This is a genomic window from Nafulsella turpanensis ZLM-10, assembly GCF_000346615.1.
Lineage (GTDB): Bacteria > Bacteroidota > Bacteroidia > Cytophagales > Cyclobacteriaceae > Nafulsella > Nafulsella turpanensis.
Genome location: NZ_ANNU01000015.1, coordinates 69,214 through 95,425 on the forward strand (window position 1 = coordinate 69,214; position 26,212 = coordinate 95,425).

The 26,212-nt window shown below is 47.0% G+C and carries 24 protein-coding genes; 16 read left to right on the plus strand and 8 right to left on the minus strand.

All coding sequences use genetic code 11. The features are described from left to right. The first annotated feature begins 178 nt into the window (after positions 1–178). Positions 179–1,753: an Rne/Rng family ribonuclease gene (locus F752_RS0107155; RefSeq protein WP_017731046.1), complete on the plus strand. Its 1,575-nt coding sequence runs from the start codon at positions 179–181 to the stop codon at positions 1,751–1,753. A 77-nt stretch (positions 1,754–1,830) separates the two neighbouring features. Here the strand turns inward: F752_RS0107155 and F752_RS0107160 are convergent, their stop codons facing one another. After that, positions 1,831–2,460, minus strand: coding sequence for a porin family protein (locus F752_RS0107160; RefSeq protein WP_017731047.1), 630 nt, complete (start codon positions 2,458–2,460; stop codon positions 1,831–1,833). A 24-nt stretch (positions 2,461–2,484) separates the two neighbouring features. Between F752_RS0107160 and gldB the strand changes: the two genes are divergently transcribed. Next, a complete protein-coding gene (gene gldB / locus F752_RS0107165) occupies positions 2,485–3,477 on the plus strand; it encodes a gliding motility lipoprotein GldB (protein ID WP_152425058.1) in 993 nt (330 codons plus the stop codon). Here the strand turns inward: gldB and F752_RS0107170 are convergent. From F752_RS0107170 to nth, 3 genes are all read right to left on the minus strand, one after another. Continuing rightward, entirely contained in the window at positions 3,462–4,688 is a 1,227-nt protein-coding gene (locus F752_RS0107170) for a glycosyltransferase family 4 protein (protein ID WP_017731049.1), read from the minus strand. The genes gldB and F752_RS0107170 overlap by 16 nt on opposite strands. Then, complete coding sequence (gene asnB, locus F752_RS0107175) at positions 4,688–6,568, minus strand: asparagine synthase (glutamine-hydrolyzing) (protein ID WP_017731050.1); 1,881 nt, start codon at positions 6,566–6,568, stop codon at positions 4,688–4,690. Before asnB ends, F752_RS0107170 begins: the two co-directional genes overlap by 1 nt. Before the next feature lie 84 nt (positions 6,569–6,652). Further along, positions 6,653–7,309: an endonuclease III gene (gene nth / locus F752_RS0107180; RefSeq protein ID WP_026135580.1), complete on the minus strand. Its 657-nt coding sequence runs from the start codon at positions 7,307–7,309 to the stop codon at positions 6,653–6,655. A gap of 114 nt (positions 7,310–7,423) precedes the next feature. Here nth and F752_RS0107185 point away from each other — a divergent pair, with 114 nt between their 5' ends. Then, positions 7,424–7,858: a hypothetical protein gene (locus F752_RS0107185; RefSeq protein ID WP_017731052.1), complete on the plus strand. Its 435-nt coding sequence runs from the start codon at positions 7,424–7,426 to the stop codon at positions 7,856–7,858. Between the two features lie 21 nt (positions 7,859–7,879). Here F752_RS0107185 and F752_RS0107190 read toward each other — a convergent pair whose 3' ends face one another. From F752_RS0107190 to F752_RS0107205, 3 genes are all read right to left on the minus strand, one after another. Further along, complete coding sequence (locus F752_RS0107190) at positions 7,880–8,119, minus strand: hypothetical protein (RefSeq protein WP_017731053.1); 240 nt, start codon at positions 8,117–8,119, stop codon at positions 7,880–7,882. Beyond that, positions 8,094–8,693 (minus strand): RNA polymerase sigma factor, encoded by a 600-nt coding sequence (locus F752_RS0107195; RefSeq protein ID WP_017731054.1) that lies wholly within the window; start codon positions 8,691–8,693, stop codon positions 8,094–8,096. The genes F752_RS0107190 and F752_RS0107195 overlap by 26 nt, the downstream gene beginning before the upstream one ends. A gap of 240 nt (positions 8,694–8,933) precedes the next feature. Continuing rightward, positions 8,934–9,416, minus strand: a complete 483-nt coding sequence (locus tag F752_RS0107205; protein ID WP_017731055.1) for a hypothetical protein — start codon at positions 9,414–9,416, stop codon at positions 8,934–8,936. 200 nt (positions 9,417–9,616) lie between these two features. Here F752_RS0107205 and uvrA point away from each other — a divergent pair, with 200 nt between their 5' ends. From uvrA to F752_RS26505, 3 genes are all read left to right on the plus strand, one after another. After that, positions 9,617–12,463 carry an excinuclease ABC subunit UvrA gene (gene uvrA / locus F752_RS0107210; RefSeq protein WP_017731056.1) on the plus strand — a complete coding sequence of 949 codons (2,847 nt, stop codon included), beginning with the start codon at positions 9,617–9,619 and terminating at the stop codon, positions 12,461–12,463. Positions 12,464–12,635: 172 nt separating this feature from the next. Continuing rightward, positions 12,636–12,839 (plus strand): hypothetical protein, encoded by a 204-nt coding sequence (locus F752_RS26500; RefSeq protein ID WP_017731058.1) that lies wholly within the window; start codon positions 12,636–12,638, stop codon positions 12,837–12,839. Next, the gene (locus F752_RS26505) at positions 12,824–15,274 is read left to right on the plus strand and encodes an endonuclease (RefSeq protein WP_017731059.1); all 2,451 of its coding nucleotides are present in this window, start codon (positions 12,824–12,826) and stop codon (positions 15,272–15,274) included. The genes F752_RS26500 and F752_RS26505 overlap by 16 nt, the downstream gene beginning before the upstream one ends. Before the next feature lie 98 nt (positions 15,275–15,372). Here the strand turns inward: F752_RS26505 and F752_RS0107225 are convergent, their stop codons facing one another. Then, the gene (locus tag F752_RS0107225; protein WP_017731060.1) at positions 15,373–15,975 is read right to left on the minus strand and encodes a hypothetical protein; all 603 of its coding nucleotides are present in this window, start codon (positions 15,973–15,975) and stop codon (positions 15,373–15,375) included. 326 nt (positions 15,976–16,301) lie between these two features. Between F752_RS0107225 and F752_RS0107230 the strand changes: the two genes are divergently transcribed. The 10 genes from F752_RS0107230 (at position 16,302) to prmA (ending at position 26,074) form a co-directional block, all read left to right on the plus strand. Further along, entirely contained in the window at positions 16,302–16,940 is a 639-nt protein-coding gene (locus F752_RS0107230; RefSeq protein ID WP_017731061.1) for a TetR/AcrR family transcriptional regulator, read from the plus strand. An 80-nt stretch (positions 16,941–17,020) separates the two neighbouring features. Further along, the gene (locus F752_RS0107235; RefSeq protein WP_017731062.1) at positions 17,021–18,745 is read left to right on the plus strand and encodes a serine hydrolase; all 1,725 of its coding nucleotides are present in this window, start codon (positions 17,021–17,023) and stop codon (positions 18,743–18,745) included. A 261-nt stretch (positions 18,746–19,006) separates the two neighbouring features. Next, positions 19,007–20,212, plus strand: a complete 1,206-nt coding sequence (locus tag F752_RS0107240) for a saccharopine dehydrogenase family protein (protein ID WP_017731063.1) — start codon at positions 19,007–19,009, stop codon at positions 20,210–20,212. Between the two features lie 45 nt (positions 20,213–20,257). Continuing rightward, a complete protein-coding gene (locus tag F752_RS0107245) occupies positions 20,258–20,614 on the plus strand; it encodes a four helix bundle protein (protein WP_017731064.1) in 357 nt (118 codons plus the stop codon). A gap of 46 nt (positions 20,615–20,660) precedes the next feature. After that, entirely contained in the window at positions 20,661–21,848 is a 1,188-nt protein-coding gene (gene nspC, locus F752_RS0107250) for a carboxynorspermidine decarboxylase (RefSeq protein WP_017731065.1), read from the plus strand. A gap of 95 nt (positions 21,849–21,943) precedes the next feature. Further along, positions 21,944–22,408 (plus strand): DUF4268 domain-containing protein, encoded by a 465-nt coding sequence (locus F752_RS0107255; protein ID WP_017731066.1) that lies wholly within the window; start codon positions 21,944–21,946, stop codon positions 22,406–22,408. An 86-nt stretch (positions 22,409–22,494) separates the two neighbouring features. After that, complete coding sequence (gdhA, locus tag F752_RS0107260; RefSeq protein ID WP_017731067.1) at positions 22,495–23,847, plus strand: NADP-specific glutamate dehydrogenase; 1,353 nt, start codon at positions 22,495–22,497, stop codon at positions 23,845–23,847. Positions 23,848–24,055: 208 nt separating this feature from the next. Then, positions 24,056–24,817 carry a triose-phosphate isomerase gene (gene tpiA / locus F752_RS0107265; protein ID WP_017731068.1) on the plus strand — a complete coding sequence of 254 codons (762 nt, stop codon included), beginning with the start codon at positions 24,056–24,058 and terminating at the stop codon, positions 24,815–24,817. Positions 24,818–24,851: 34 nt separating this feature from the next. Further along, positions 24,852–25,217 (plus strand): DUF6150 family protein, encoded by a 366-nt coding sequence (locus tag F752_RS0107270; RefSeq protein WP_017731069.1) that lies wholly within the window; start codon positions 24,852–24,854, stop codon positions 25,215–25,217. A gap of 29 nt (positions 25,218–25,246) precedes the next feature. Further along, a complete protein-coding gene (gene prmA / locus F752_RS0107275) occupies positions 25,247–26,074 on the plus strand; it encodes a 50S ribosomal protein L11 methyltransferase (protein WP_017731070.1) in 828 nt (275 codons plus the stop codon). Positions 26,075–26,212: the final 138 nt, after the last annotated feature.

Consider the following 26,212-nt stretch of genomic DNA (forward strand, 5'->3'; position numbering starts at 1 on the left):
GGTAAGAAAAGAAAAAGACACAAAATCTCTACGCACAAAAGAAAAAAGAGACTGAGAAAAAACAGACATAAGAAGAAGTAATTTTTCATTCTCTGAATTACTATACACATCTCTCTCACCTCTTGCATGTATTGCGGGAGGTGAAATTTTATATTTTTAACGAATTAATCCTACAGACTTGAGTTATGAATTAGTAATCAATTCTACTCAGAGCGGATGTCGTATAGCCCTGTTAAATGATAAAGGCCTGGTGGAGTTTCATCATGATAGTGATGAAAACCGCTTTACCGTTGGCGACATTTATTTAGGAACTGTTCGGAAAGTAGTGCAGGGGCTTAATGCCGCTTTTATTGATATAGGCTACGAAAAAGATGCCTTTCTGCATTACCTGGACCTGGGGCCCAAGATTAAATCGCTGAACCGCTTTACCAAGCTTGTGCAAAGCAACCGTATCAATAACGGCAAGCTGAGCAACTTTAAGCTGGATCCTGAAATTGATAAGCACGGGAAAATTACCCAGGTGCTCAGCAAAAATCAGCAGATTCTGGTTCAGGTGGTAAAAGAACCCATTTCTACAAAGGGGCCGCGCCTCTCCTGCGAATTGTCCATTGCAGGAAGGTACCTTATTATGGTTCCCTTTTCCGATTCTGTCAGTATTTCTAAAAAGATCACCAACAGTGGAGAGCGTCAGCGCCTTTTAAGACTGATTTCATCCATCAAACCAGAAGGGTTTGGGGTCATTATCCGAACGGTTGCCGAAGGTAAGGATGTTGCCTCGCTGGATCGCGACCTGAACGACCTGCTTGAAAAGTGGGAAGGCGGCGTAAAGAAGTTAAAAAGCGCCAAGCCTAAAGAGAAAATCATCGGTGAAATCAGCCGAGCTTCTTCTATCCTGCGTGATGTGCTCAACGAAAAGTTCGACAGCATTACCGTGGATAATGAAGAAATGTACACCGAAATTAAAGAGTACATCAAAGCAATTGCTCCGGACAAGCAGAAAATTGTGAAGATGTACAACGGAAAAGCGAAGGTCCTGGAACATTTTGGCATTGAAAAGCAGCTGAAATCGCTCTTTGGCCAAACGGTAAGCATCCAGGGAGGTGGTTATCTGGTTATCGACCATACAGAGGCGCTGCACGTGATAGACGTGAACAGCGGCAATAAGTCAAACTCGGAATCAGATCAGGAAACCACTGCCCTAAAAGTAAATATACAGGCTGCCAAAGAAGTTGCAAGGCAATTGCGCCTGCGCGACATGGGGGGTATTATTGTAGTCGACTTCATCGATATGCGTAAAGCCGAAAATAAAAAGCGGGTTTACGACACCATGAAGGAAGAAATGAAGAGCGACCGCTCCAAGTTTACCGTACTGCCATTAACCAAGTTTGGCTTAATGCAAATTACCCGGCAGCGTGTTCGGCCAGAGCTGAATATTGCTACCCGCGAGAAATGTCCTACCTGTAATGGAACCGGAAAAATAACTGCTTCTATTCTGGTATCGGATGATATTGAGCGTAACCTGGACCACCTGCTTACCAAGCAGAATGAACGAAACATTAAGCTTGCCGTACACCCTTATCTGTATTCATACTTTACAAAAGGGGTAATTTCGCGAAGAGTAAAATGGTTCCTGAAATATTCGAAGTGGATAGGTGTGGAACAGGACTCCTCTTTAGGTGTTACAGATTATAAGTTTTTAAACGGGGCTGAAGAAGAAATCGAACTGACTTCCGGCTTAAGTGAAAAAGAGTAGAAGGCGGGCCTGCTTTGAGGGATTCAAAGCAGGCCCGATTCTTTTGAGCCAGCTGCTTAACTTTGTTAATTGGGTCGTTAGAATTTAACGCCGAGCTCGAGCCCTAAAAGGTCATTTTTTATGTTAATGTCAGCGTTGCCAATTGTTTTGGTTACCACATTAATCAGGCCTCTGTTATAATAAAGCCCTCCAAACAGCAGGGTGTTGTAACCTACCCTGTATTCAACACCGGTGCCCAGGTGCACACCCAAATCGAAGAGGCGGAAGCCTTCCACATTCACATAAGTTTCCTCTGAAGGTTTGTCGCTAATTTTAAGTTCAAATAAACCACCTAGCTGGAAGTAAACCCTTGTATCCAGTGCCAGCTCATTGGTAAACAGCTTGAGCGTGGCCGGAATCTGAAGGTATTGTAGCCTGTAAGCTTCTTCTATGGTAGGACTTCCTGGCTCCGTAATGGTAATCCCTACCCGCTTTGGCACATAAAGGAGACCTGTGCTGAAGTAGTAGTTCTCGGTAATAAAAAGGTCTACAACTGGCCCGAAAATAAATCTTCCGCCCACACCGTTGGAGGAATAGGATACTCCGTTGCTCACATCGTTGATGCGGTTAGTGGAAAGAGTTGGAGAAAACTTAATTCCTACCTTACTTTGTGCGTGGGCCGTTTGCAGGGCTAAGAGGGTAAATAATAAAAAGAGTAACTTTCGCATATCTCCTAATTTAGTTTTTAAAATATGAACAGGCTTCTGTTAATAGCGCTATTGTTTTTTTTCGTTTCAGGCTGCCAGTCTTCCGATGACTCCATTGAGCGTCCGGATGTTTCCGGCATTCCCGTAGATGTGGATATAATTCGCCTCGAGCAGGAATTGTTTAGCGCTACATCAAAAGACGAAATACGTTCTTTTTTAGAGCAAAATAAATTATTTGCCCAAAACTTTTTATTCCTCGACCAATACCCGCACGATTCCATAGTGGTCAACCAGTTATATGCGCTAATTAATAACCCAAGCCTCGATACTGTATACCAGGAAAGCCAGCAGGTATTTGGCGATATGGAACAGATTCGCCAGGATTTTGCCACTGCCTTTAAATTTATTAAATACCACTACCCCGAATTTGAGCCGCCGGTTATCTATACCATGGTTACAGGTTTTGGGAATGATATGTATGTGTCGGAAGATATGATTGTAATTGGCCTGGATTATTTCCTCGGCGAGGGCGCCACTTATCGTCCCCTGCAGCTGCCCGATTACATCCTGCGCAGGTATTCACCCGACCACCTGGTGCCTAGTACCATTCTGCTGCTGTCGCAGGAGTTTAATAAGGTGCAGCCGGATGATAAAAGCATGCTGGCCGATATGATTTACTATGGAAAGTCTTTTTATTTTACCGAATACGTGCTGCCCGAAATACCCGACAGCCTGATTATTGGCTATACTGCTGAAGAAATGAAGGGCCTTTGGGTAAATGAAAAGCTGGTGTGGAACCATTTCCTTAAAAATGAGCTCCTCTACGAAACCAATCATATAGTAAAGAAAAAGTATATCGATGAAAGGCCGGCAACCCTTGAAGTTGGAAATAAAGCGCCTGGCCGCCTGGCGCAATGGTTAGGCTGGCAACTGGTGAGGGCTTATATGAATGAAAAGGAAGAGGTAAGCCTGCCGGAGTTGATGGCGACCGTAGAGCCAGTCAAAATTCTGGAAGAATCGGATTATGATCCGGAGTGAGAATGACCGTATCGCTCCACCAGCCTGATAACTGCCTTGGTTAAAAGATCTTTGGAGAACTGCTCCTCAGCCAGCCGCCGGGCATTATGCTGGTATTCTTTGAGTAGGTAGCTGTTGTCGAGGAAAGGCCTGAGCTGCTGGGCAAAGTCATCTGATTCGTCGGGTTTGGTGTAGAAGCCGCAGCGGTGCTCCTCAACGAGCTCTTTGAGCCACCCGGCTGTATTTACAATGCTCAGCTTGCCCGCTGCCAGCCCATCGAAGAATTTATTGGGGCTATTGGTTTCCAGTACCGGGTAAGGGCCAAAGCTGGTGTATACCGCATCGGATATAGCAAGCCAGTTTTTTACCTGCTGTTTGCTGCCATAAGCAACAAAGACAATATTGTTGAGCCCCATTTCAGTAGAAAGATCCTGAATTCTGTTCAGTTCGCTGCCAGTGGCGGCCACTAAAAATTTTACAGGCAGTTGGTGGTCCAGACAGTCTTTTGCAGCTTCCAGTAGATACTCTAAATGATTGGAGGGTCCTGCTGCGCCAAAGTAGCTGATAACAAAAGTATCGTGCAGCTCAAATACTTTGGCAAATGCGTAATTTTTAGGTGCCGGCTTAAATAGCTGGCAGTCGGCCATATTGGGTATAATATGGAGGTCCTGCTCCCTGTTCGCAGTCTTATTCTTCAGCTTCTTCAAACTTTCTTTTACTCCCCGGGCAATACCGGGCGAGAGTGCTATTATACCGGCTGCCTTGGCATATATCCGTTGCTCCAGTTGTTGCAGCGCTCTTTTAACGGGCGGATGGTTAATATATCCAAGCTGGATAGGAGCCTCCGGCCATAAATCCCTTACTTCAAAAATAAAAGGTATTTTAAACCGCTGCCGGGCGTAAAGGGCAAGTAAGCCAACGGTTAAGGGAGTGGAGGTAACGTAGGCGATATCGTAAGGGGCCAGGCGAATGAGGATTTTGCGCGCCTGCCGCAGAAAGCCTAAAAAAGCCCTGCTCCTGTTAAAACTGTTCAGTTCGTTGCTGTAGTAAACGGGTACATAGTGCACCTCCACTCCATCGATAATACGCTGCTCATATTTTTCCCTGTTGTGGCTGGTAATCATTACCACATCATGCCCTGCTTTTACGAGGGCAGAGGCAATATAGTAGGAGCGGATGGCCCCTCCTTCTTCCGGTGTTTTGTAATACTGATGAATATAAAGAATGCGCATTAACTAAATTGATGGTCCAGCCAGTGAGCCAGCGTGAGCAAACTAAAAAGCTCCTGCGAGAAATCTTCTTTGCCACTTTTGTGCAACTGTAGCAGCTGCTGTATTTTTTCACTTTCTACAAAAGCCTGTAGCGGATGGTTTTTATCTGAAAGCCACTGCCATAAATGGTCGGTCTTACCTTTTCTCACCCACAGTCCGAATGGAAGCCCAAAACCTTCTTTCTTCCGCTGGGCATATCCCCTTCCTCCATTGTTCTGCAGCATTTCTGCCAAAAGCCACTTTCTCCCTTTTTCCATTAGCACAGAAGGGGGCAGCGCCTCAGCAAAGGGAGCTACCTCTTCGCTTAAAAACGGCATCCGCATTTCGACACTGTGCTGCATGGAGGCTTTATCACTTAAGGCCAGTATATCGGACACCAGGTACTGCTGCCGGTCGTACTGCAGGGCCGACTGCATCCAGCCTTCTGTAAAATTACAAGAGGAGTTATGCAACTCAGCCTGCCGGAGCCCATCCTGAAACTGAAAACTGACAAAATTGCTAAAGGTTTGAGCCGGCGAGGGGGTCAAATCGTTGAGCAGCTTTTTCCACAGCCTGAAGGGCTTTCGTAGGGGGGGGATAAGGCCTGGGGGAATGAGGCCGGCCGTAGGCCTGAGGGCAGGTAACAGCCATTGCAGCTTTTGATAGTGTTTCAGATAGGCATAAAAGGCCTGATGGCGATTATAGCCACCAAACAGCTCATCGGCCCCGGCGCCCGACATCACTACCTGCACACGCTTTTGCGCCTGCCTGCTCAGGAGGGCTGTGAGCCATGCCGCGCCATCGCCAATAGGCTGGTCCTGCGTGCTGGCAAAAGAAGGAAATTCCTCCAGCAGGCTCTCTCCTATTTCCAGGGGAAAATGGGCTACCCCATAGTGGTTTGCTGCTTTTTCGGCCCATAGGAAATCCTGTGTTCCCCAGCGGGCCTCCTCCTGGCTGTTGCTGATGGTAAAGCAAAGAGGGAGCTGACTGCCATTTTTTTGTAGCAGTGCCAGCATAAGAGTAGAGTCCACTCCCCCACTCAAGAAAAGCCCGACGGGCCTGTCGGACTGTAAATGAGTGAAGAGGGCATCAGTTAGCCTTTCCTCCAGGTTCTCGAGCAGGGCAGCAGGGCTGTAATCGGTAATTTGCGGCAGTGCAGGCTGGGGCCAGGCCGAAATTTCAATATCTGGCTGTCCTGCTGTCCACTTTAGCCGGTGGCCTGGTAACAGTTCGAATACCTGCTGAAAGAAAGTAAAAGGCTTTTGTGCATGCTTAAACTGCAGGTAATGGTATACCTGCTGCTCATTCAGTATTTTAGGAACAAGCCCGCTTGCCAGCAGCCCCCTAAGTTCGGAAGAAACCAGCAGGTAGCTTTCATTATTAAAATAATAGAGCGGCTTCATTCCATGGCGGTCGCGTGCCAGGAGGAGGCTTCCGGTTTGCTGGTCGTAAAATGCCAGGGCAAACATTCCCCGAAAGCGAGGGAGAGCGGCCTCTCCCCATTCGGCCAGGGCATAAAGTATTACTTCGGTATCTGTTCTGGTGCGGAAAGTGAAGCCCTTCTGCAGCAGTTCATTTTTTAGTTCGGGAAAATTGTAGAGCTCGCCATTATAGCTCAGGGTAAAGCGTTCTCCTGCCTGGCCTTGTTCTCCACACTGCATGGGCTGGTTCCCCAGCTCCCCCAGGTCGAGTATCTTCAGGCGGTTACTTCCTATAAAGAGCTGTGTGCTGTGGGTATCCGGGAGTCGAACATAATCCTCTGCGTCCGGACCGCGGTGCCGGGTAGCGGCGTTCATCCGACGAATAGCTTCATCGGTTTTCAGCTGTCCTTTCCTGTCCAGTACCAGGTTTACTCCACACATAAATTACTTTCCGTAGATAAGTAAAAAATTTTAATATGGCTTCAATGCAAAGTGATTCATATCGAAGCACAACTGAGGTGAAGGCTATCCCTCCTTCCCTGCCACATTTTTCTCGTAATACCGGCAGAAGTAACTCAGGGGGCAAACGTCGCATTTTGGTTTGCGGGCGATACAAATGTAGCGGCCATGCAAAATCAGCCAGTGGTGTGCTTTAGGTACCAGGGCTTCCGGTATATGCCTGAGCAGCTGTTTTTCTACCTCCAGCGGTGTTTTAGCGGTTTGGGTTACCAGGCCAATTCGTTTACTTACCCGGAACACATGGGTGTCGACGGCCATGGTAGGCTGGTTATAGATAACAGAAGCGATAACATTGGCCGTTTTGCGACCAACTCCCGGAAGCTTCTGTAACAGCTTAACATCTGCAGGCACTTCGCCATTAAACTCTTCCGTCAGCATTTTGGCCATGCCTATGAGGTGCTTTGTTTTATTATTCGGGTAAGAAACACTTCTGATGTAGGGAAAGACCTCATCGAAATGGCTGGCAGCCAGATGCTCTGCCGTAGGGAAAGCCTCAAACAGCGCCGGCGTTACCATATTAATTCTTTTGTCGGTACACTGTGCACTAAGAATAACAGCTACTAACAGCTCATATGGATTGCTGTAGTGGAGCTCTGTTTCCGGCTCCGGGCTGTTTTCAGTAAAAAAACGGATAAACTCCTGATAGCGTTCTTTTTTCTGCATAAGCAAATATAGCCAATTATGTCCAGCCGGGGCCAATAAAAAGTCAGCTGCTGCGCACCCTTTTTAACCGCTTTTACGTAAAAAGAAGAATAGGAATTTTAGCCTGACTCACCCATGATCATACCAAGAACTTTACAGCTATTACTTTTAGCCACCGGCCTTATCCTTTTGGCTTTCAGTGGCTTTTATGCTTATGAACTTAAAGAGCATGAGCAGGAGGCGGTGTCCGGCGAGTGGGATTTCCGCGACGAAACAAACCTTGAGTTATATACGCTGCCAAATGGAGAATATGAGGATGATGAAGACCAGAAGCCTGCCGCACTGGAGGAAATCGAACCGCAGGATTTGCAGGTAGGAAAAGGGCAACCACTCAGCATAATACCATTGGAGACTGTACCTGAGCCCGAAACAGCAGCCCTTGTAGGTGGGGATGGAGAAGGAGGTGCTTACTACCTTCCGCTTGTACTGGCCGGAGCAGGCGGATTGTTTTTATTTGTGGGTCTCTTCTCCCTAAAGTATAAAAAAATAAGCTTATCTGCAGGCAGATAAGCTTAAGAGAGGTCAGTTCAATTAATTACAGTATGCTCTTAAATTCATGGCACGGGCATAGTCCATGATGTGGTTGAGGCAGCTTTCCGATGGCTCCGGCACGAGCGTGTCTAGCAGCTCTATGTCGGCTTTTAACTGCTCAAGCTGGTCCTGCAACCGAATATCGAGCCGCAGCGCTTTTTCTATTTCCTGTGTTTCTTCAGTAGAGGTATCTTTGTAAAGATATCTGAGTAAATCATCCGGGGTAAAGGTTTTGATCATAGGATATATTTTTGCTTTCCATCTTCTTTCTCAAATTAATGAGAGCATAGCGCATCCTGCCTAAAGCAGTATTAATGCTTACACCGGTGGCATCAGCTATTTCCTGGAAGCTCATCTGCATAAAGTGCCTTTTAATGAGCACATCTTTCTGTGCTTCGGGCAGCTCTTCTATCAGTTCATGCAACAGGTCATAGGTATCCTTCCGGATTTGCTTATCTTCTATCGAACTTTCGGAAAAGGCCATAGTGTTAAACACCGGGCTGTTATCTTCCATGTTAATAGTCGGATAACGCTTCTGCTTTCTAAAGTGGTCAATGGACAGGTTGTGCGCAATACGCAAAATCCATGGTAAAAACTTGCCCTCTTCGTTATAGCGACCAGATTGTATGGTATTTATTGCTTTAATGAAGGTTTCCTGCAGGATATCTTCGGCAATATCCGAATCTTTTACTATCAGGAAGATTGTCGTGAAAATCTTCGGTTTGTGACGATTAACAAGTTGTTTAAAGGCCTCTTCGTTACCATTTTTGTAGAACAGCACTAACTGACTGTCATTGACGGTGTACTTCTTCATGTATAAATCTGTTAAGTTAACGTAGAGGTTTATGCCATATTGTTAATCCGGGTTTTTAGGTGAGAAAATTTCTGAAGTATTTTCAAAAGTAATCAAAGCCAGACTTTTTTACAATAGTTCTTCTGGATTTCCAGAATAATTAAAGTTAAAAAGCGTTAAGATGTTCTTTTTCAGAAGCCAAAATTATGCCATAAAGGTTCAGTGCAGCAGGAAATTTCCTTTTTTAAGAAAAATACATAATTAAATTTTATCTCGGAAAGCCTCTGAGGAAGGCAGGAAGTGCACAATATTTTCCGGCTTCTCTATGCTAAAGAGGCGTTTTTTACCACTGCTGGTGATAATAAGCAATCCGCTGCCGCTCTTCGCCACAAAAGCTTTGGTGTGGTTGAAAATATTGTAGCGAATGCCCCACCCTCCATATTCCATCAGGGCGCTGTAGTTTATCAGTCTGGCTTCTTTAACTTCCTTCCAGCTAATTCCATGCGTTTTCAGGTGAAAGGGAGTAAAGCGATAGCGGATGCCCTGCTCGCTAAAGTTCAGGTGGAGTCTGGCAGTAGAAAGGGCGATAAAGAGGGCGAGCACCAGGCAGGATGACAAAATGAAAGAAATACTCAGCATCCGCCCTTCTGTCCAGCCAGCCCAAAGGAGGACGGTAAAGGTGAATGCCGCGGCCAAATAGAGCCAGGGGGCCCGCAGGGGCTGCGATTCATGGTAGGTATTCATAGGAGCAAGGTATTTGATGTATCGCTATAATGAAAAAGAAATCTTTCTGTTTAGTTTATCTGTTAATGATTTAATCTTTTAGTAAAGGCTGCTGCGCACCCCTTTTTCATTAAGAAATATCTAAACTTTTTCTGCTTCTTTTGCTGTTACCTTTCTAAGCCTTGGCAAAGCTGCCAGGCGCTTCGTATTTTTGCAGACTTATGAACCAGGATATTTTAGTAGCTTCTGAAGCAGAGCTCGATGAGCTCGACCCCAAACAATATATCATCATCAAAGGCGCACGCGTCAATAACCTGAAGAACCTGAGCGTGGCAATTCCCCGCAATAAGCTGGTGGTGGTTACCGGTGTTTCAGGTTCCGGAAAATCATCCCTGGCCTTCGATACTCTTTTTGCCGAAGGGCAGCGCATGTATGTGGAGAGCCTCAGTTCCTATGCCCGCCAGTTCCTGGGCCGGATGGAAAAGCCCGAGGTGGAGTATATACGAGGTGTATCGCCGGCCATTGCCATTGAGCAAAAGGTATCGACGAAGAACCCACGCTCGACAGTTGGTACTACTACCGAAATTTACGATTACCTGAAACTGCTCTTTGCCAGAATCGGTACTACCTATTCGCCCATTAGCGGTGAAGAGGTAAAGCGCGATACAGTAACTGATGTGGTTAACTTTATTAACAGCCATGAAGAAGGCACCCGTCTGCTGATTCTCTGCCCTTTCGTGCGCCACACTGAGCGGAGCCTGAAGGAAGATTTTAAAGTGCTGATGAGTAAGGGCTACACTCGTATTGTGGCCGATGGAGAAACAGTATTTATTGAAGAGCTGCTGGAGCAGGAAGAAAAAGAACTGCAAAAACAGAAATACGACCTGCTCATCGACCGGGCCAGCGTACAGCCCGATGATGAAGATAACCAGTTTCGCCTCTCCGACTCCGTGCAAACCGCTTTTTACGAGAGCCATGGCGATTGTATTATTGATATTGTAGGAAAGGGCCGCCATCACTTCTCCGACCGATTTGAGCTGGATGGGCTGCAGTTCGAAGAGCCTACTGTTAACCTTTTTACCTTCAATAATCCCTACGGTGCCTGCAAAACCTGCGAAGGTTTCGGGCAGGTGCTGGGTATCGACCCCGACCTGGTGATTCCGGATAAAAGCCTGAGCGTGTACGAAGGGGCCATTGCGCCCTGGCGGGGAGCGAGTATGCAGGAAGAGTGGCTTAAGCCGCTGCTGAAGAGAGGTATTGAGTTCGATTTTCCGGTGCACCGCCCTTATAACGAATTAACAGAAGCTGAGCAGGAATTGCTCTGGACGGGCAACCGCTATTTTCGGGGCATCAACCAGTTCTTTATTTTCCTGCAGAGTAAGCTGCACAAGATTCAGTACAGGGTTATGCTGTCGCGCTATCGTGGCCGCACTGCCTGCCCCGATTGCCGGGGAACACGTCTGCGGAAGGATGCACAGTATGTAAAAATTAATGGCAAGTCTATTGCCGACCTGGTGTTGATGCCGGTTAATCGGGTGAGCGAATTTTTCCGTCAGCTGGAGCTAACACCTCATCAGCAGAAAGTGGCGGAGCGTATCCTGAAAGAAATTGTAAATCGCCTGGAGTATCTGGAGCACGTTGGGCTCGAATACCTGACTCTGAACCGGGTGGCCAATACCCTTTCCGGCGGAGAGTTTCAGCGGATTAAGCTGTCTACTTCCCTTGGTTCAGCGCTGGTAGGCTCCATGTATATACTCGATGAGCCTAGTATTGGTCTGCATCCGCGCGACACTACCCGCCTGATTAGTGTACTGGAGTTACTGCGTAACCTGGGTAACACGGTAATTGTAGTAGAGCATGAAGAAGAAGTAATGAAGGCAGCCGACCAGATTCTGGATATTGGTCCCGATGCCGGTTCACACGGTGGGGAGCTGGTATTCCAGGGCTCACTCGAGGAGCTGATGGCCGACGGGCAAACCCATACCGCCCGCTATCTGAGCGAGCGTGAGCAAATTCCGGTGCCGGACTTCCGCCGCAGGTGGCGCGACAGGATTGAACTAAAAGGCTGCCGCGAAAACAACCTGAAGAATGTAGATGTGCAGATTCCGCTGGGGGTTCTTAGTGTCATTACAGGCGTATCTGGTTCCGGAAAATCAACCCTGATCAAGAAAATTCTGTACCCGGCGGTAGGCAAACTCCTGGGCACGGTCAATGAAAGCACGGGCAAGTTCGATAAGCTGGAAGGCGATTATAAAAAAATTACACAGGTAGAGTTTGTGGATCAGAACCCGATTGGTAAGAGCTCGCGCTCCAACCCGGTAACCTATGTAAAGGCTTACGATGCCATTCGCCAGCTCTATGCCGACCAGCCCCTGGCGAAGCAGCGCGGTTATAAACCTTCGCACTTTAGCTTTAACGTGGAAGGCGGGCGTTGCGAAATTTGTCAGGGCGAAGGACAGGTAAAAATAGAAATGCAGTTTATGGCCGACATTTACCTGACCTGCGAAGGTTGCGGCGGCAAGAGGTTTAAGCAGGAAGTGCTTGATATTAAGTTCAGAGATAAGGATATATCGGAAGTGCTGGACATGACAGTGGATGACAGCATTGAATTTTTTGCACAGCAATCGGCGGTAATCAATAAACTGGCTCCTTTGCAGGAAGTAGGCCTGGGGTATATTACCCTCGGGCAGAGCAGCAACTCTCTGAGTGGTGGCGAGGCGCAGCGCGTTAAACTGGCCAGCTTCCTGGGCAAGGGGACTAATACCACCAAAGGGCATATTCTCTTTATTTTCGACGAACCAACCACCGGGCTGCATTTCCAAGACATTAATAAACTACTCAAATCCATTAATGCCCTGGTAGAGCAGGGGAATTCGGCTGTTATTATTGAGCATAATATGGAGGTGATTAAAACAGCCGACCACATCATCGATATGGGCCCAGAAGGTGGCGAAGGTGGCGGCAATGTTACCTTTACCGGCACGCCGGAAGAGATGGTTAAGCTGAAGGACAACTATACGGCAGCATACTTGAAAGAGAAACTGCCTGATGGAGCCAAGCGAAATTAAATTCGGCCATTGGGAAACAGAAGTAAATCAGCGGAAAAGGATAAATGTTTTTAACTTTAAAGCTTTGCTTATAAAATTGTAAATGTTGTATTAAATAAATGTTAAGCTTTTATAATAAAAGGCATCGACAGCTATAAAATGGCATCTTGCGGTATCTCAAACTTTAACCAAGATGAAAACCGCAAGAATTTCCATTTTTTTGTGGAGCCTGATGCTGGCAAAGCTGGCATTTGCACAGGCACCCGCCGGCTATTATGATGCCGCCACCGGCCTGCAGGGCGAACAGTTAAAAGCTGCCCTCAACGACATTATCGACGGCCACACATCTTATCCTATCCCTATTCCAGTAGTAGCACCGATGTGTGGGATATTTTAAAAGAAACTGACCGAGACCCGAATAACCCTGCCAATGTAAAAGGGATTTATTCGGGTTTTTCGATGGATGCTGCCAAAGAATATGACAGTGGTAATGGCTGGAACCGGGAGCATGTGTGGGCCAAGTCGCGTGGCGATTTTGGTACTACTCAGGGGGCCGGCACAGACCTGCACCACATACGGGCGTCCGATATATCTACCAACTCAGCCCGTAATAACCGGAACTTCGATGAGGCCACTATACAATATGTCGACGGCTCCGGAAACTACCAGGGCACTACGGAATCTTATACCAGTGATACAGAATGGATTTGGGAGCCGCCCCTGCAGGTGAAAGGCGATATTGCCCGTATGATTTTTTACATGGCCACCCGCTACGAAGGAGAAAATGGTGAGCCCGACCTGGAACTGGTAGAAACGCTTCAGGATCGTCTCAGCAAGGAACCTTACCATGCCCGACTTTCGGTTTTAGTGCAGTGGCACCTCAACGATCCGGTCGATGACAGCGAGCGTAAGCGCCACGAAATTATTTACAATTACCAGCAAAACCGGAATCCATTTATAGACCACCCTGAGTTTGTGTGCAATATCTGGACAGAAGCCTGCGGCGGAAGTGCACCAGCAAATTCCGCACCTGTCTTTGCCTCCAATCCTACCCCTACAGCCACCGAAGGGCAGCTGTATACCTATAATATTTCTGCTACCGATGCCGATGGCGATGCGCTAAGCTTTAGCGCCACCAGTATTCCTGCCTGGGCAAGTCTGAGCGATAATGGCGATGGTAGCGCCGTATTAAGCGGTACCCCCGGCTCGGCCGATGTTGGTTCTTTTAATGTAGCTCTGGCGGTTAGCGATGGCCAGCTGAGCACCGAGCAAACCTATACCCTTAGCGTGGAAAGTGCAGGAGGCGATACCGGCGATGGCTATGCCACAGACCTGCTTATTTCAGAATATATCGAAGGATCCTCCTACAATAAAGGCCTTGAAGTAGCTAATTTTACGGGTGCTGCCCTAGACCTTTCGGCCTACGATTTGCGGAAGCAGGCTAATGGCTCCGGCGATTGGACTACTCCTCTTAAGCTGAGTGGTTCCCTTGCGCATGGAGAAGTATTTGTGCTGGTACACTCTTCGGCCATGAGCAGTATGCAGGCCGTTGCCGATATCAGTACGGGCTCAAGCGTAATGTCCTTTAACGGGAACGATGCCGTAGGGCTGTTCAAAAAAGGAGTTTTAATTGACATCTTGGGTGCCTTTAACGATGCCTCCACCTATGGACAGGATGTGAGTCTAATCCGTAAGGCCGAGGCGGCAAGTCCATCAGAGAGCTACCTTGCAGGGGAATGGAATAGCTATAGCCAGGATTATGTGGCCGACCTGGGGCAGCATCATTTCTCAGGAGGTACTTCTACTGAACCTTCTACCTGTGTGGCTCCAACCAACCTTATGGCAGCTAACGTTACTACATCAACAGCCGATTTGAGCTGGAGCGGACCTTCCGAAGCCAGTAGTTATGAAGTGCAGTACAAAGAAACTGCAGGAAGTAGCTGGCTTAGCTATTCCACCTCTTCCGCTGCCCTTAGCTTAAACGGATTGACTGCTTCGACAGATTATGAATTTCAGGTAAAAACAGTTTGTGCAGATGGCAGTTCGGCCTTTACAGCTTCTGCCTATTTCCGTACCGCCGATCCTGCTGTGGTCAGCTACTGCAGCAGTTCAGCTTCTAATGCATCAGAAGAGTGGATTGCGCGGGTAGTCTTCAGTAATATCGATAATTCCTCCGGAAGTAATGGCGGCTATGGCGATTTCACAGGCCTTACTGCGAATGTAAACAGCGGACAGAGCTATTCCATCACCATCTATCCAGACTGGGCTGGCCGCACGTATAATGAAGGGTACAGGGTTTGGATAGACTTTAATGTAGATGGCGACTTTTCAGATGCCGGGGAGCAGGTGCTGTCGCAGGGTAGAACGAAGAATACTGTCATCAATGGAAGTATCCAGGTTCCGGCCGGCGCCATTAGTGGCACTACCCGTATGCGCGTATCGATGAAGTACAACAGAGAACCGGGGGCCTGTGAGAGCTTTAGCTATGGTGAAGTAGAGGATTATACGCTTAATATTTCTTCGGCTAACGCAAGAGTAGCAGCTGAGCAGCAGCCTGCAGATGCTGAGTTGGAAGAAGGTAAATCTCTGGTACAACTGTATCCGAACCCTGCCCGCAGGCACCTTTATGTAGAGGCAGGGCTGAAGAAAAAGGAAACAGCGATATTGAAGATTATCAACCTGAGCGGGAAAACAGTATATAAAGCTAAGCTGAAAGCCAGTGACCAAAACCGCAGAACAAAAATAGACACCAGGAAAATAGCCGCAGGTGTTTACCAGCTGATGATCATCAAGGGAAACCAGCAGGACAGCTTTCGTTTTGTGGTAGAATAAAAAGAATAGTTTTGGAATTGAAAACGCGGGGGCTTGAGCTCCCGCTTTTTTTGTTTCAGAGAGAATTCTCCTGCAAAAGCTTGCCTTTACTTTTGCTGCTATTTTATTCGGACACCTACTTTAATACCTGCATCTAAAATCCGCTCCGGATAATCCTCTCCTTTTATTGGCAAGCCACCATGCAGGTTCAGGTAAGGATTAACCTGCACTAACACATTAGGATGAAGGGCCAGCTCCCCTCCAATGCCCAGGCTGGCCCCTAAACCGCTCTGGTTGCTCAAAGGATTACTGCTGCTAAGGCCCAGGCTATTGCTCAAATCAACATCCACCAGGGCTCCGCCAGAAATAAAGAAGTGCTCAGAGAGGTATAACCGCAGAAAGGCAGGCAGGTAGATAAGGTGAATATCGTACTGCGTATTTACCTGGGGAACATCCGGCATAAACACAGATGTGTGATTTAACTGGTTGTAATGGTAAAAAAGGCCGGTTTCAAGCTTCAGCTTTTCTCCTAACTCCCTGTAAAAAGTAGCGCCGAGCTCAAAGTTTTTTTTCAGCTCAAGGCTGGGTGCCCCTTCCAGAGAGGCGCGTAAAATGCTGGCATGGCCAGTTCCGGCTATTAAGCCAAAGCTATTTTTATTGCCTTCCTGCGCCAGAGCTGAAAAACTTATCAGCACCATTAAAGCTACCAGAAGTTTTTTCATCAGTTATAACATTTAGGTTGTAGAGTAAGAAACTAGGTTGACATAAAATACATGCAACTTTAGCTCTTCCTTTCAGACACTAAAAGTAGCGGAACAGTTGGATGATTATATGAATATGCATGGGAAAAGTATTTTTATCCAAATCCCGTAATATATAATAGTATGCAGAAAAGGGCTGCCTGTCTCACGGAGGTGCTGCTCTCCTTTTATTAAGTAATGTCGCCATCTACAACAATGGCTGTGATTTCCGGTTTTAAGGTATAGTACCAGTGTACTAATTTAAACTTTTAGTACAATCGCCCTACAATTTTTTTTATCTTACCGGAATGAAGACCAAGGATCGGATACTTGAAGCAGCCCTCCAGTTATTTAATGAAGAAGGGGTAGGCAACATTAGTATGCGGCGGATTGCAGAAGAGGCTGGGATACAAATAGGTAACCTCACCTACCATTACCGCAACCGCGATACCCTTATAGAAGCCCTGCTGAACCAATTAATTGAGGAACTGGAAGGGGAAATTACCAAAGCGCAGGGAGGCCCACCAGACCTGCGAATGCTCTGGAACAGCCTCTACAAAGCTTACCAAATCCAGAATCATTACCGGTTTATTATGCTGGACCTGCTTCATATGTTCCGGCAGTACCCTCAGCTATTGCAGCAGTTTCGCGAAAATTACGAGCAGCGACGGCAGCAGGTAGCAGTGGCACTTTTTATGATTGAAGCAGGCGGGGAGTTAAAGGCCGAGCCTGAACCAGGCTTTTACCAGCACTTCCTCTTGCCGCAGCTGTACTGCCTCAGCGACTTTTGGCTGTCGGAAGCGGAGCTGCTTTACAGTGGAAAAACAGAAGATAAACCGCTGCATTATGCTAAAATTACCTTCTCCATTTTACGCCCTCATTTGAGTGAAGAGGGCATTGAAACTTACCGGGAAATAATGGGTTCTGAGGCCAAAGGACACAAATGACGTATAAATGTCGTAAGGGCACCGCTACTAATTGCCTCTTCCAGCGATACTTTTGCTGAAGACCATTAACTATGACAGCTATGTCGCTCGCAAAAAAAGTTTTACAGCTCCGAAAAGAAAAAGGCTACTCTCAGGAAGAGCTGGCGAACAAAGCCAATATCAGCCTGCGGACCCTTCAGCGGATAGAAAAAGGAGAAAGTGAGCCCCGCGGCCATACCCTTCGTGCCATTGCCGAAGTGCTGGAGGTGTCTGTGGAAGAACTGATGGATTTTACCAAAAAAGAAGATCGGGGTTTCCTGCAGCTCATGAGCCTTTCAGCCCTTTCTTACTGGTTTATGCCGCTGCTGAACGTACTTGTGCCCATGGCACTGTGGCTGTTTAAGCGGGATAAAATTCAGGGTGTGGATAAATTAGGCAGACAGATTATTGTTTTCCAGCTTATCTGGTCAGTGATTACCTACGGGTGCTTAATTGGCTTTGCCATGTTTAAAATTTTACACTGGCCGGCAGGTAATGCTGTACTGTTTACAGGTTTGTTTTTGTACGGGGCAAATGTAGTATTTATTATGTATACTATCGTGCGACTGAGAAACGGTAGGCAGGTAAAAAAAATCGTTTCTTTAGTATTCATCCTTATTCTGGCTGCCTATCCGGCTGAATCGCAGGTAATGAGAATTGACGGGTCGAAAATAGAAGAGAAGGAAATAACAGAACGGATAAAGTCCCTGATGAAATCAGCAGAGGTAAGCGGCTTGGGGATTTCCATCTTCAATAATAATAAAATTGTCTATCAACGTGCTTTTGGCTACGGTAATGTAGCTACCAAAGATCCATTAAGCAGGAACAGTATATTTTACGGGGCTTCTCTGAGTAAGGCAGTATTCGCGAATTTAGTGATGCAACTGGTGGAGGAGGGAAAGATTAATCTTGATACTCCCCTGCAGGATTACCTTGATAAACCACTGCCTGAATACACATTTCAAAAAAGCTGGCGGGGGTATAATGACTTACAGGAAGACAGGAGGTATGAAAAAATAACAGCAAGAATGTGCCTGACGCATACCACCGGCTTTCCTAACTGGCGCTTTTTAACCAATAGTGGGTTCGATACAGAAGGAAAGCTTTATTTCCGCATTGAGCCCGGAACCCGCTATAGCTACTCCGGAGAAGGATTTGCACTGCTTCAGTTTGTGGTAGAACAAATTATGGGGCAGGGGCTTGAAGAAATGGCTCAGGAACGAATATTTGAACCTTTGGGAATGGACAATACAAGCTACATTTACGTATGGCAGGAGGGAATGGAAAGCCGGTATGCTTATGGTCATGACGAGCATCAAAATGTATTGCCTAAAGATGAGGCAGATGAAGCGGGAGCTGCAGGCAGTTTGGGAACTACCCTTTCAGACTATTCTAAATTTCTTGAGGCTGTCTTAAATCAAGAACTATTAGAGAAAAGCTCTATCCAGGAGATGTTTAAAAAGCAAATTTCGATAAGCAGTAAACAACAATTCGGCCCCAATGCCTTCATTGATACTCATGAAAATAAAGATATAGATTTAGGATATGGATTAGGTTGGGGATTACTTACATCACCACATGGATTAGGTGCTTTTAAAGAAGGACATTCGGAAGGCTATCAACACTATTCAATCCTTTTCCCCAATACTGGTACCGGTGTGCTGATGATGACAAACAGCAATAACGGAGAAAGTATTTTTAAAGAATTGCTGGAGCTGACCATTGCGGATGTTTATACCCCCTGGCAATGGGAAAATTATATTCCTTTTAATGAAAAAGAAAAGTAAGGGCCCCCAGCCAAAATACAGGCTCCACCAGCATTTCCTGTCAGTCTGAGCAGTCATTTACACACTTCCTCCTCCGCAACCGACAAATAAAACTTCCCACCATCCCTGTTCAGAAAGGAGAGGCCTTCCCTTTTACGCTGAATTCAGGATAACATTCCGGCAGGCAAACCGATTAGTATAAAAGGTTTATCGATTAAAAATTCTTAATATTGCCCCGCAAAGGCAAAGCCGAATTTTTTGAATCTTAAATATTTAATATCAATGGGAAAAGTTTTAATTATTGGGGCCGGTGGTGTCGGCAATGTTGTGGTAAAAAAATGCGCCGCACTACCTGAAGTATTTACCGACATTATGCTGGCCAGCCGTACGCTGTCGAAGGTAGAAAAAATTGCCCAAGAAGTAGGTGGTGACCGTGTTAAAACGGCCAAAGTCGATGCCGACAATGTGGATGAACTGGTAAAGCTCATCAACAGCTACAAGCCGGACCTTGTAATTAACGTGGCCCTGCCTTACCAGGACCTCCCAATTATGGATGCCTGCCTCGAGACCGGCGTGCATTACCTCGATACCGCCAACTATGAGCCGAAGGAAGAAGCCAAGTTCGAATATAAGTGGCAGTGGGCTTACCAGGACCGCTTTAAGCAAAAAGGCTTAATGGCCCTGCTCGGTTGCGGCTTCGACCCTGGCGCCACGCAGGCATTTACTGCCCATGCTGCCAAGCACCACTTCGACGAAATCCATTACCTCGACATTATCGACTGTAATGCCGGTAGTCACGGGAAGGCCTTTGCCACCAACTTCAACCCCGAAATTAACATACGCGAAATTACCCAAAATGGTAAGTACTGGGAAAATGGCCAGTGGGTGGAAATCCCGCCAATGTCTATCCATAAGCCTATCGATTACCCAAACATTGGCCCAAAGGAAAGCTACCTCTTGTTCCACGAAGAGCTGGAGTCGCTGGTAAAGAACTTCCCTACCATTAAACGTGCCCGCTTCTGGATGACCTTCGGTCAGGAATACATCACTCACCTGCAGGTGCTGCAAAATGTAGGCATGACCAGCATTCAGCCTATCAAGTTCCAGGGAATGGATATTGTGCCGCTTGAATTCCTGAAAGCGGTACTACCAGAGCCGGGCGAGCTGGGCGAAAACTATACCGGCCAGACTTCTATTGGCTGCCAGATTAAAGGTATTAAAGACGGCAAAGACAAAACCTATTACATCTGGAATAACTGCAAGCACGAAGATGCCTATAAAGAAGTAGGTGCTCAGGGCGTAAGCTATACCACCGGTGTACCTGCCATGATTGGTGCCATGCTCATGCTCAAAGGCGAGTGGATGAAGCCCGGCGTATACAATGTCGAAGAAATGAACCCCGATCCTTTCATGGATGCCATGAACAAATATGGCCTACCATGGCACGAGAAAGAAGGCATCGAGCTGCCGCATGAGTATCCTGCCTGATGCACATGGAGCCAAGAATCAGGAATCAAGAACCAAGATTGGTCCATGCACAATTACAAGAACCTAAAAGTATGGCAGGTTTCAATGGAGTTAGCAGAAGAGCTATACAGGCTCTCTGCTGAACTTCCTAATGATGAAAGGTTTGGCCTTATTTCCCAGATGCGAAGAAGTGTGGTTTCTATTGCCAGCAATATTGCAGAAGGAACTGGAAGGGGAACCGATAAAGATTTCGCCAGATTTTTGAACATTGCATTAGGCTCGGCCTTTGAACTGGAGACTCAGGTTTTACTTTCTACCCGGCTTGGCTATTTGAAAGAGTCGCAGCAGGAGGTTTTGGGTAGAGTTATTCAGGTTCAGAGAATGCTCCATAATTTAATTCAGAAATTTCAGGATAAAGCTTGACTCAATATGTCTTGATTCTTGGCTCCTGATTCTTGATTCATTAAAAATGACTACATCAGAAAAATTCCCCATCGACAAAAGTCCGCACACTGATTTTGCACAGGTGCCCTCCCCCTGCTTTGTGCTGGAAGAGCGGCTGCTGCGCTATAATTTAAAGGTGCTGCGGCACGTAATGGATGAGACCGGCTGCGAAATTATCTGCGCACTCAAAGGTTTTGCCATGCACAGCACTTTTCCACTGGTACGGGAATATCTGCCGGGCGGTACGGCTTCTTCCCTGCATGAAGCGATGCTGATTAAGGAGAAGATGGGGGTAAAGGCCCATCTTACCGCCCCGGCTTATCGCGAAGAAGACTGGCCGGAGCTGGAAAAAATATGCAGCCACATTGTTTTCAACAGCCCTAACCAGTGGAATCAGTATAAAGAACGAGCGCTGGCGGCAGGTATCAGCTGTGGCATAAGGGTGAATCCGCAGTACTCCGAGGTAGAGGTCGACCTTTACAACCCTTGTATTCCTGGCTCAAGGCTGGGAACAACAGCCAATCATTTAGGCGATCAATTGCCTGAAGGAATGGAGGGCGTGCATTTTCATACCCTTTGCGAGAACAATGCCGATGCGCTTGGTCGTACGTTTAAAGCGGTGGAAGAGCGTTTTGCTCCCCTGCTGCACCAGGCCAAGTGGCTGAATATGGGCGGTGGCCATCATATTACCCGGGCCGATTATGAAATTGACCAGCTCATCGAACTTATCCGGTACATCAAGGATAAATACGATGTGCATGTGATACTGGAGCCGGGCGAAGCTGTTGGCTGGCAAACGGGTTACCTGAGAGCAAAAGTGCTGGATGTGATGGATTCGCAGGGCATTAACGTCATTGTGATGGATGCTTCTGTAAGTGCCCATATGCCCGACTGTATTGAAATGCCCTATAAGCCGGTTATTCTCGGAGCTACAGATGCGGATCACGTTGGCCGCCGCAATAAAGAAGATCATGTGTGGCGGATTGGCGGCGGCACCTGTCTGGCTGGCGATTTTGTAGGCGATTATCATTTCGAGAAAGAGCCCCGAATAGGCGATCCACTTATTTTTAACGACATGATCCACTATACCATGGTCAAAACCACCAACTTCAATGGCGTGCAGCTTCCCTCCATCGGCATCTGGAAAGAAGAAAACCGCTTTGAGCTGGTGCGGAGCTTTGGTTATGAAAGTTACAGGGATAGGTTGAGCTAATTGTAGATTTAAGACGTGAGACAGGAGATTTGAGGCGTAGGCATGGGTTGCTTTCTTTATCTCACCTCTCAAGTCTCCTATCTAATGTCTAAAAAATGTTTTCAAAAGCCGAAGCAAGTGCGTGGAATGAGCGGTTTTATACTGCTTTTGGAGTGTTTATGCGAAAGCATGAGCCACAGGCTGACTGGGGGCTGAAGTGGCTGAACTACCATACCGGTGTAAAGGATATTTACTTTCGGGTAGAAGCCGATAAAAAGTCTGGAAGGGTAAGTATTGACCTGCAGCAGCCCGATGAAGGCATGCGGGAACTGTTCTTCGAGCAGTTTCAGGAGTTCCGGAAGATACTGGAGGAGTACCTGAAAACGGAGCTGGTATGGGATGAAGCCTATGAGTTGCCTAATGGCCGCACCATCGGCCGTATTTATGTGGAAAAGCAGGGGCTGAATATATACCGCGAAGATGATTGGCGCGACTTCTTCGAGTTCTTTGAAAAATCCCTCACCCGCCTCGATGCCTTCTGGGCCGACTTTAAGCCTGCTTTCGAGGAACTGGCTTCCTGAAAAGAGGCTTGCAATTCTGCGGATTAAACAAATTAGGGTTGTGGGTATTATTTTAATAGAAGGAAGAAACTAAAACCACCTTGCCTATGAGTATCGCCACAATCCTTGAACAGCTAAAGCAGAAGAATCCGAACGAAGAAGAGTTTCACCAGACAGCCGAAGAGGTGCTTTTTTATTTTTCGCCGGTGCTGGAGAAACATAAGCAATACCAGCAATATAAAATTGTAGAGCGTATGCTGGAGCCCGACCGGGTTATTTCCTTTCGGGTAAACTGGGTCGATGATGCCGGAGAAGTACAGGTGAACAGGGGTTACCGGGTACAGATGAATTCAGCCCTCGGTCCTTATAAAGGAGGCCTTCGCTTTTCGCCCACCGTAAGTTTGGGGGAATTTAAATTTCTGGCTTTCGAGCAAACATTCAAGAATGCCTTAACCGGTATACCCTTAGGAGCAGGAAAAGGTGGCGCCGATTTTGACCCCCGGGGGAAGTCCGATGGGGAGGTAATGCGCTTTTGTCAGGCATTTATGCAGGAGCTGTACAGGCATATTGGCAACAGACTCGATGTGCCGGCAGGCGATAAAGGTGTAGGCGCCCGCGAAATTGGCTTTCTTTTTGGTACTTATAAAAAGCTGCAGAACCAGTACGAAGGTGTTTTAACCGGAAAGGGAATCAATTGGGGTGGCAGCCTAATGCGAACCGAAGCAACGGGCTACGGGCTGGTGTATTTTGCGCAGGAAATGCTACGGCAGGCGGGCGAAGAGGTTAGCGGTAAAAGATGTATTGTGTCGGGTAGCGGAAATGTTTCGCAGTATTGTATAGAAAAGCTTATCCGGCTTGGAGCTAAGGTGGTAACTGTATCAGACTCCTCAGGCTTTATTTATGATGAAAAAGGGATAGATGAAGAAAAGCTGGCATACATAAAAGAGCTAAAGAATGAAAAGCGGGGCAGAATTGAGGAGTATGCCCGAAAGTTTGGCGCTGAATATACCCCTGTTCACCAGGGCGGCGATAGCGACCCTCTCTGGAATGTTAAGGCTGAATTAGCTTTTCCCTGTGCCACACAAAATGAAGTGCAGGAAAAGGATGTTCAAAACATGAAAAGCAATGGAGTTTTTTTGCTGGCCGAAGGGGCCAATATGCCGTTAACTGCAGAGGCTACGAAATTAATCGAGCAGTCGGATATACTGTATGGTCCCGGAAAAGCGGCAAATGCAGGAGGAGTGGCGGTTTCTGGCATAGAAATGATGCAGAATTATATAGGTAGTTACTGGAGTGCCGAAGAGGTGGATAGCCGCCTGAAGAAAATAATGTGCGACATCCATAACCAGTGCCTGCAAACGGCAGAAGAGTGGGGCTTTGGAAAGAATTATGCGGCAGGGGCTAATATTGCTGGCTTTATTCGGGTGGCCGATGCCATGATAGCACAGGGAGTGATTTAGATTAATAGTGGGCAGAAATGGGGGCCATGTGCTGAAAGCTTCCGGTACTCCATCTGTAATCTTTCGCTTCCTCTTTTATTCATTTTCTTTTTTAATTGCACCCTTGTCTATCGTCCATTATCTCTTCCTTGCTACTTCTAAACACAATGCCTATTTTTAAGCTATAAATTTTTTCAATACTCAATACCCACTACTCAATTCTATTTTTATGCGACAAAAAATTGTAGCCGGCAACTGGAAAATGAACACCACGGCCGACGAAGGACAGAAGCTCACGTCCGAAATTGTAAATATGGTGCAGGATGAAATTTCTGCTGATGTGCAGGTCATCCTGGCGCCCCCCTTTACTCACCTGCAGTCGGTAGGAAAACTCATTGGCAGCAGTAAAAAAATAGCCCTTGCTGCCCAGAACGTCAATGAAAATGAATCAGGTGCCTACACCGGCGAAGTATCGGCAGGCATGCTGCAGTCGGTGGGCGTGGAATGGGTAATTATCGGCCACAGCGAACGCCGCGAGTATTTTAAGGAAAGTGGTGAGCAGCTGGCGAAGAAAATAAATGCTGCACTAAAAGGGGGCTTACGACCCATCTTCTGCTGTGGTGAGCCACTGGAAGTGCGCGAAAAAGAAGAGCACGAAGGCCATGTAAAGCAACAGCTGCAGGATAGCCTCTTCCACCTCAGTAAGGAACAAATCAGCAAAGTTGTAATTGCCTATGAGCCCGTTTGGGCCATTGGTACGGGTAAAACCGCGTCGGCCGGGCAGGCGCAGGAAATGCACAAATCCATCCGCCGGCAAATAGCCGAAAAGTGGGGAGAGGAAGTTGCCGGTCAGCTCCGCATCCTGTACGGCGGCAGCATGAAGCCCGATAATGCCAAAGAGCTGATGGACCAGCCCGATGTGGACGGGGGGCTGATTGGGGGTGCTTCCTTAAAATCGCGCGATTTCCTGCAAATCATTAAATCGGCCTGAGGAACTTCTAATGTGCCCTAAATGCTTATAGGCTATGATGCTTACCGGAATCATTTTTATAATGAGCCTGCTGACTGGCGGGCTCAATCTTTCTCCTTCTGTCGAAACAGCGGCGGTATCTGTCCCTCCACCGGATGTGTGCAGCCTTAAAGGTTCGGTTTATGTAACGGACAATCCACAAAGAGCCCATTTTTATGTGTTCGTGGAGGAGTTTGAAGCCTCGGCCGATCTCAGTGTATATGCCGAGGAAAATAAACTCTTTGCCGATCAGCCAGGCCTCTGGCACTATACAAAGCAGGAGGCTTTTTCTGATTTTGTTGTATATTTCACGGACAATAAAAGCAGCGCCGACTTTAGTATTTATTATACCGATGTGGCCTCTTTTGCCGGTTGTCGATAAAATATTCACCACCCTTATCCCTCACCACCGTGGATTACATTGAAGTAAAAATTGCCTGTCATGAAGATTTCCGGGAAATTCTGCAGGCAGAGCTGGCCGAAGCTGGTTTCTCCTCTTTTGCCGATACTCCCAAAGGCTTCGAAGCCTATGCCGAGCCGGCCGATTTTGAAAAGCCTGTTTTTGACGATGTAATTACCCGCTACCACAAAGCTGCTTCCATTAAATATGAGCTGGGGAAAGTGCCTCGCCGAAACTGGAACAAGGAGTGGGAAAGTAATTATGAGCCTATTCTGGTAAGTGACCGTTGCGCCGTACGTGCCACCTTTCACGAGCCCATGCCACAATACGAGCATGAGATTGTAATTACCCCTAAAATGTCCTTTGGCACTGGCCACCACCAGACTACCCGTCTTATGCTCAGGCACCAGCTCAACCTTTCTCACCAGGGAAAGAGGGTGCTGGATGTGGGCTGCGGCACAGGAATACTGGCTATTATGGCTTCTAAGTTAGGTGCCTCCGAGGTAAAAGCCTGCGATATAGACGAATGGGCTGTGGAAAACAGCCGCGAGAATTTTGAATTGAATAACTGCCAAAATATAGAAGTGCGCCCCGGAACCCTGCGGGAGGCAGGCTTTGAAGGAAGCTATGATATCATTTTAGCCAATATCAATAAAAATGTACTGCTGGAAGAGATAAGCTATTATATACAGTTTTTAAAGGAAGAAGGAACACTTTTGCTGAGCGGCTTTTACGAAGCCGATGTGGATGATTTGCTTGCAGAGGCAGGTAAGTACCAGCTGAAGCAGCAGGCCCTGTCGAGCGAGAAGAACTGGGCTTCACTGGTGCTAATGCGCTGATTTCGAATAAAATCATAGCGTGTAACTTTCTGCATATAATTCAATGGCTCCTGAGCGTTTTATATTTTAAGTTCGTGTTCTTTTTGCCGGTAATGTAATGCCACCGGTAATTAGGCATGGATAAGAAAGCGAAGTGGG